The organism is Okeania hirsuta (assembly GCF_003838195.1).
GTDB lineage: Bacteria > Cyanobacteriota > Cyanobacteriia > Cyanobacteriales > Microcoleaceae > Okeania > Okeania hirsuta.
In genome coordinates this window covers 1-7239 of the sequence record NZ_RCBY01000306.1, presented here as the reverse complement: position 1 = coordinate 7239, position 7239 = coordinate 1, and the positions used below count along the sequence as shown (strand labels likewise).

At 39.0% G+C, this 7239-nt stretch carries 7 protein-coding genes; all 7 read right to left on the bottom strand.

Translation table 11 applies throughout. The features are described from left to right. Positions 1-363, bottom strand: a 363-nt coding sequence (locus tag D5R40_RS28725) for a tetratricopeptide repeat protein (RefSeq protein WP_124155574.1), incomplete at its 3' end; no start/stop codon positions are given. 232 nt (positions 364-595) lie between these two features. Next, on the bottom strand, positions 596-898 hold the full coding sequence (locus D5R40_RS28720; RefSeq protein WP_205127402.1) for a helix-turn-helix domain-containing protein: 303 nt from the start codon (positions 896-898) through the stop codon (positions 596-598). 260 nt (positions 899-1158) lie between these two features. Continuing rightward, entirely contained in the window at positions 1159-1767 is a 609-nt protein-coding gene (locus D5R40_RS28715; RefSeq protein ID WP_124145506.1) for a hypothetical protein, read from the bottom strand. A 403-nt stretch (positions 1768-2170) separates the two neighbouring features. After that, positions 2171-3466: a glycoside hydrolase family 10-like protein gene (locus tag D5R40_RS28710; RefSeq protein WP_192901138.1), complete on the bottom strand. Its 1296-nt coding sequence runs from the start codon at positions 3464-3466 to the stop codon at positions 2171-2173. Positions 3467-4411: 945 nt separating this feature from the next. After that, a complete protein-coding gene (locus D5R40_RS28705) occupies positions 4412-4753 on the bottom strand; it encodes a type II toxin-antitoxin system PemK/MazF family toxin (RefSeq protein WP_124147403.1) in 342 nt (113 codons plus the stop codon). Next, positions 4747-4989, bottom strand: coding sequence for an AbrB/MazE/SpoVT family DNA-binding domain-containing protein (locus D5R40_RS28700; RefSeq protein ID WP_124147404.1), 243 nt, complete (start codon positions 4987-4989; stop codon positions 4747-4749). Before D5R40_RS28700 ends, D5R40_RS28705 begins: the two co-directional genes overlap by 7 nt. 157 nt (positions 4990-5146) lie before the next feature. Further along, positions 5147-6418 (bottom strand): aspartate aminotransferase family protein, encoded by a 1272-nt coding sequence (locus D5R40_RS28695; protein WP_124147405.1) that lies wholly within the window; start codon positions 6416-6418, stop codon positions 5147-5149. Positions 6419-7239 lie beyond the last annotated feature (821 nt).

The following is a 7239-nucleotide window of genomic DNA, read 5'->3' as shown; positions in this document are numbered from 1 at the left end:
TGACCATTGCCCCAACTTCACCAACACCGCTCCCAAACCAAGATAAAACTCTGGCACATCGCTCTTCTGCTTCACGGCCCGACGAAAATAACCCAAAGCCTCCTGAAATTGACCTTCACCCTGTAACAAAACCCCCAACTTGTAGAGAGACCAGGAAGCTTGAGGATTTATGGCCACAGCCTGACCAAAAGCAGCGATCGCCTCATCTATGCGCCCCACCTTAACCAAAGCCTCCCCCAAATTATGATGAGTATGGGAAAAACCAGGATTAAGAGCGATCGCCTCACGGTAAGCAGCCACAGCATCATCGAGCTTGCCCTCCCGCAACAATTGATTAGCAGTTTTGAAATTAGTTTGAACCATGGTTAGAATTTAGAATTTAGAATTTAGAATTACCTCTTCTTATAAGTGTAAGAGGATCAGTTAAAAGGATTTGTTTCTTGGTCTCATGGATATGGCGTAAGTTTCCTCCCCATCCCACCCTACGGGAAAGCTGCGCTAACGACCGCTTTTTTTCCCATTTCAAGGGGAAGCTAATAAAGCTGAATTCTTTAATTATTAATTATTAATTATTCATTATTCATTATTAAAAGACCTACAATTGAAAAATCGTTGGAGAGATTTGGAAATAATCTGCTAGAACTTTTGCTTGCCAGTTATTCAAAGAAAGTTGACCATCTACGACCTGAGAAACTACCTCATCAGAACCAATAATTCCTACTAAATTTTGTTGACTAATTCCGCTTGCTGTGATTAAGTGCTGTAAAACTTCGTAAGGTTTCACTGATGCCATAGGATAGTTTTCAGCTTCATAATTTTCTATTAACAAAACTAACAAATCATATAAAGCTTTTTCCTCCTGAGTAAGATTTTTAGCGAAAGTTAGCTCTTCTAACACTGCCAAATACGCTTCGTATTCTAGTTCTGTTTCTATAACTTTTGGAGTAAATTAGAAATAACTCAAAAATTAAAAGTCAAAAGTTAAAAGTTAGAAATTAAGTCAAAAGTGGGGGGAGGGAACAGAGCTAATTCTTTAACGCACCCTACTGGACTCCTACTTCTGACTTCTCAAAGGGCGGGTTCATCTAAATTTAGTGTTAAGCAATTAACTTAAGGCCAAACCCGCCCCTACTGGACTGACTCCCTACACTCCCCTTTTCAAGGACCTGAATATAAACGTACCAAAGCAATACCAGTAACAACAGCGACAAAAAACCATGTTACCAACAGACCTATTACTTCACTAATAAATAGACCGATCGCCCCATACATAAATCCACCCACTGCCCAACCAAGGGATAAACCTACAGACCAAGCAATAATATTGGCAATTATCCACCATTCTTCCCAATAAATTTGCTTCCTGAGTACAAACCATTGGCCTAATCCCAAAATTGCCCCCACAATAGCTCCATTAATCAACCCATGAAATAGCCTGACTGAAATTTGTTCTGTTCGTGGGGCCACCCAACCTAATGCTCCTAAACTACTGGCCCCGATTAATAACCATGTCACAATAGTTAATACAACCCACCATCTACTTCGGAAAATATAATTTCTCAGTACCAACCATTGGGCTAATCCGATGACAGCACCGCCCATGGCTCCTGAAAAAGCACCAATATAGGGTCTAACACCTACTTCTACAAATATTAAACTGACCAAAAAGCCGACAACAGTGAAAAATACCCACTGTAACCAAAAACCCCAGCCGATGGTTTTGGACTTAGTATGAGATGGATAATAATATGATTTAGTAATTGACACAAGCTCTTCTACAATTAATAATTAATAATTAATAATTACCTCTCCTTGAAAATGGATAGTTATTAGTAGTGGCGTGTCAAGCTGAAAATGGTTTATTAAATTTTTTAGTATAATTCTTGCTCTGACTAAGGTTTGGAGAATTTTCCTAAAACACTATTTCAAGCTTGACACGCCAGTAGTGGACCGTTTCATCTTAAATAGTGCATTAGAATTGTCATGGCGTTAGCGTAGCTTTGCGATAGCAAACAATAGTGTTTGCCTAGCATTCCGTAGGAAAGCAATCTCTAGCCAATTTCCTATTGCATCATTTTAGTTGAAACAGTCCACTACTGCTCCCTAGTTTTTAACTTTTGAATTCATATGACTTTTGACTTTTGACTTTTGACTTTTGACTTTTGACTTCTCAAAGTTTCGGACGAGATACAGAGGTAGGAAACATTTTCTTGAAACCAGTCCGGCGCTCTTGGGGTGAATTTGGAGTCAAATAACCCCATAAAGTTTCCCAATAGAAAAAAGAAACTCCCGCAAAGTGGCGATCGCGTACTGCTTTTACTTGTTGTTGAATTTGCTCTATCTTCATGGAAGTTTTCATGGTGCCTGTGAGGATACCTATACTGAAAGGAATTTTACTTTTGGCCAATTTCACTTCTGGTTGTTCTAATTCTGCTAAAAATGAGGGTAAGTTATCTCGATACACCTGTAAAACAAATTCGTCTACTATACCTCGCTTGATCCAAGTTGGCCAATCTTGCAAATATAATTTATAAGCAAAGTCATCAGGATTAGAAGACAAGGATACTATACAATTAGGTTTAACTGCTTTGACGGCTTTATAAAGTCTTTCCATTAAAGCAGTTATTTGATTTGCTCGCCATTGCATCCATTCTGGGTCTGTAAAATCTTCTGGAGGCATTTTACCCTGATGTTGTTCCCTGTAGAGGCGAACTGTAATTGGATCGTAGCCTAATTGTACTGGCATGGCAAAGCGATCGTCTATTTGAATGCCATCGACATCGTATTTTTTGACAACTTCTAATACCAGGTCGATAAAAAATTTTTGCACCTGGGGGTGAATGGGGTTAAGCCAAACATTATTGATAGAGAGTGACTGTTTTAGTGTTGTTAATAAAGACTGTTCATCTGGTTCTGGGAGCAGGTCTTTAAGTTCTAATTCAAATATATCCTCGGAAAAATTTCTATTTTTGTCCAGACTCGTTGTCACCCAGTGGGGATGGCGTTTGACTAACAGAGAATTTATTGGTGCCATGAAACCATATTCAAACCAAGGAATGACTCGTAAACCTTGGCGGTGGGACTGTGTAAATATTTCTCTGAGTACATCTCCACCAAGGCGAAATGTGGCAAGGGTAGGGTCTTGAGGTTGACCCGTGACTTTTTGAGCAACCTCACTGGGATAAAATGTGTTGCCTCTATTCCAGGTTACGGGATAAACAGTGTTGAAGTTGAGTTGAGAAAGTTGACGGAGGGCGCGGTTAATTCCCCAGGGAGCGAATAATACGGTACTACTAACATTCGTTATCCAGACTCCACGCACCTCTTTTTTTTCAGGTATAACTTTTGCGGTGACTAATTTTGGCGAGCTTACTATTGCGCATAGGAAAATAGAAAGAAAAGCGATCGCGACTCCTATTCCTAGCCAGATTTTTAATTGTTTGAATTTATAATTAATGTTATTCATTATTAGGGAGTAGGGAGTAGGCAGCTTTGCTGTAGGCAGTAGGCAGTAGAGAGAAATCATCAATTATTTCTGTGGGATGATTGATTTTATTTTTTATTATTAGACATCTGGTAAAAATTAAAAATAAAATCAATTATTATCCATAAATTATCAATTATTATTCCCTGTTACCTGTTATCTGTTCCCTGTTCCCTCTTTTATGGATATGTCTATTGGAGATATCTATCATACCAAGCATGAAAAAAGAATGTTACGAATAATAGGGGCAATTAAAAGACTTTATAGGAGATGTCTATTTTCATAAATATGAAAAAGCGTTTCCTGGCGGAATGCTCCACAAACAAATACCGGCATTGCTGAATTAAGGTATGAAAGTAGGTTTATAGGGAACAGGGAACAGGGAACAGGGAACAGGGAACAGGGAACAGGGAACAGGGAACAGGGAACAGGGAACAGGGAACAGGGAAAAGTTAATATTAACAAGTAGTTCAAACCATCCAAAATAAAAAATCCCAAATACAAAATCATCAAATCATACCCACCAGTCAGCAACGCCCAAATACCTAATTAGGGTTTGCTGAAACAGTCTTTTTTGAGTAGTAGGGGAGCGGGGAAGTAGAGGAGTAGGGGAGTAATTTTTAGGCTACTCTCCTGCCCAAAATGCTAACTTTTTGAGCATAACATAATAGAGCTGAAAACTAGATACTTTTTCCAGAGCTAAAAAGGCTAAAACCTTTATCTATAAATGCTTTTAGATTTAATCAGCAAGCCCTAATTATATTGAATATTAATTCACTATCTCAAATTTACAGATGTGCCAACTCCTGATTCAAATAATATAAATTATTTGAGAGTTTAGCGATCACGAATTTCTACAATCATGCCTTAATTCAGCAACGCCCAAATTTTTAGGCTGATAGCTGATAGCTAATAGCTGATAGCTAGTTAAGTTACGAGAGGTTCCAACCTAGCCAAAACCTCATCAATTAATTCAGGAGTTGCTTTTTCAACAAAACTTGCACCTCTGGCACTGCAATCAACAGCTCTTAACTGATCCACCAGCACAACACCATGAGTTTGTATCTGAGCAGGCAGTTCAACCTCAAAAGGCCATCCTTTCTTTTTACTGGTGATGGGGCAAACCAAAAGAATTTTGGAAATGCGGTTGTAAAGCAATGGTGATATCACTGCAGGGCGGTAGCCCGCCTGTTCGCTACCAGTTCTTGGATTAAGCTGCAATTGAATGATGTCACCTCGTTCGGGGACAATTCCATCAATTTTTACCAACTTTCTGCTCCCATCGACTCACCCCAATCTAATTCATCATGCTGCATATCTGGAGTAGCCTCTTTAAGTAGCTCCTCAAGGCTGTATTTAGGTTTGGTAGGTGACAGAATAATTTTATTACCTTCTGTAGATATAGAAACAGTTGTTCCTTCTTTTAAGCCCACCTCTTGGATAATCGCTTGCGGAAGTATAACTCCAAGGGAATTACCCCAGATACTAACTTTTCGAGTTACCATAGTTTAAAAATTATATGAAGTTTATAATAAGTTAAATATAGAATTAGTCAGGAAAGAACAATGATTCTATACTAGAAATATGTAGGGACGCTCCATAAAACATCCCTACTTCGTTTTCGGCAGAAATTTTTGGATAACTGTACAACCTGATTTGATTCTACTTAACTAAAGTTGCGATCGCTCTTGCCAAAGCATCCACAGCTTCAGTAACTTCGGCAGCAGTTACAATAAGTGGAGGCACAAAACGCAATACTTTCGGCCCCGCAGGTACGATCAATAAACCCTCATTCATGGCAGCTTTGACTAGATCGATAGAAGTCAACTCCACATCTGCCTTCAACTCCATACCATTAATTAAACCCCAACCGCGCACTTCGCTAAATAGATCGGGATACTTAGTGGCAATAGCATTTAACCCTACTCGCAACTGTTCGCCTCTCTGCTGTACATTTGTCAACAAATTTTCCTGTTCCAAAGTTTGACAAACAGCGAGCGCTACCGAACAAACAAAAGGGTTTCCACCAAAAGTGCTAGCATGACTACCAGGTTCAAAAACATCACAGTGAGATTTGCATAACATTGCTCCAATGGGAATACCTCCACCTAGTCCCTTAGCGGAAGTAAAAATATCTGGCTCGATGCCTAAATTTTCATATCCCCAAAGTTTGCCACTACGACCCATACCTACTTGTACTTCATCTAATATCAAGAGAATGCCTTTCTCGTCGCAAATTTCTCTAATTCTTTGAAAGTAAGCCACATTACCAGGGCGAACACCTCCTTCTCCCTGGAGTGCTTCTAGCATAATAGCTGCAACTTGTCGTTTGTCTTTGTCTAATTCAGCGATCGCGCTTTCTATCGCAGCAATATCATTGTAGGGCACATAATAAAATCCTGGCATTAAGGGGCTAAAACCTTTATGATACTTTGGTTGTCCCGTTGCGGTAATAGTTGCTAGAGTACGTCCGTGGAAACTAGCATGGGCAGTCAAAATTATAGGATTTTCAATATCTAATTTTTCGTGAGCATATTTGCGGGCTAATTTTATTGCTCCTTCGTTTGCTTCTGCTCCAGAATTACAGAAAAATGCTTTGTCGGCACAGGAGTGTTCTGTCAACCACTGTGCCAATTCTCCCTGAACTGGAATATAGTATAGGTTAGATACATGATGTAGTCGTTGAATTTGTTGCGAGACTGTTGCCATCATTACGGGGTGAGCATGACCAAGGGTACAGGTAGCAATTCCGGCAACAAAATCCAGATATTCTTTTCCTTCAGTATCCCAAACACGACAACCTTCGCCCCGTTCAAGAGCAATGGGGAAACGCCCGTAAGTGTTCATTACATAAGCGTTGAAGTTGTCAGCACTAAATGTTGTATATCCGCCTGTTGTTCCTAAAGATTGCTTTACTATTGTTTCAGGAGTCATAAATCATCATCCTCAAAATCCTCAAAATCAAACTCAATGTTAATTTAATTTTAAAAGAATATATAGAATTTGTAGGTTTTTTTTAATTTATATAGCAGAAGAAAGAAGGAAGAAGGAATAAGGAAAAATCTGGCGTTGTCTGAGTTTTAAGCTTTTGATATGTCCGCGCCCTTTGCTTCGACTGCTATAATATTTTCAGGACTTACGCGAACTATTGAATCATGCAGCATCTGTAGGATTAAACGGCCGTTTGCCCCTATTAGGTATGGTGGTTATGCGTCAGTCCTGATTTTCTCTAAAGTTTTTCGCCATATCAATTTTTATTGCTTTTACCTTGTTTTTTTAGATTCTTTTAAACTTTCTTTTTTGATGTGGGGGAGTAGGGGAGTAGGGGGAGTAGCAAACAAAAGTAAGTTTTTTTTCACCATCTAAAACCTATCGCCTATCACCTTACCGAATAATTAAGGTTTAATACCAAATCTCAAAAGTTTTGCTACATCTCCTTGAGAGTAGGGAGTAGAGAGTAGGGTGAAAAGATATAAGATATCTTGGTTTAATGCTGATAATCGTTACAAACATGATTCAACCATTATTATTACTTAATAACTGAAGTTCCATGGGAAGTATAGCTTATTTTTGGGAATTGGTATAAAGCCTCTCCTTTAAAGGAGAAAAAGCGGTCGTTAGCGGAGCTTCCCGAAGGGTGGGATGGCGAGGTTTCCTCGCCATATCCAATCGACCAAGAGAAGAAAAAAAATTACCTTTTGCGTCAATCCTATCCGTTTTCAAGGAGAGGTAATAATTAATTATTAATTATTAAT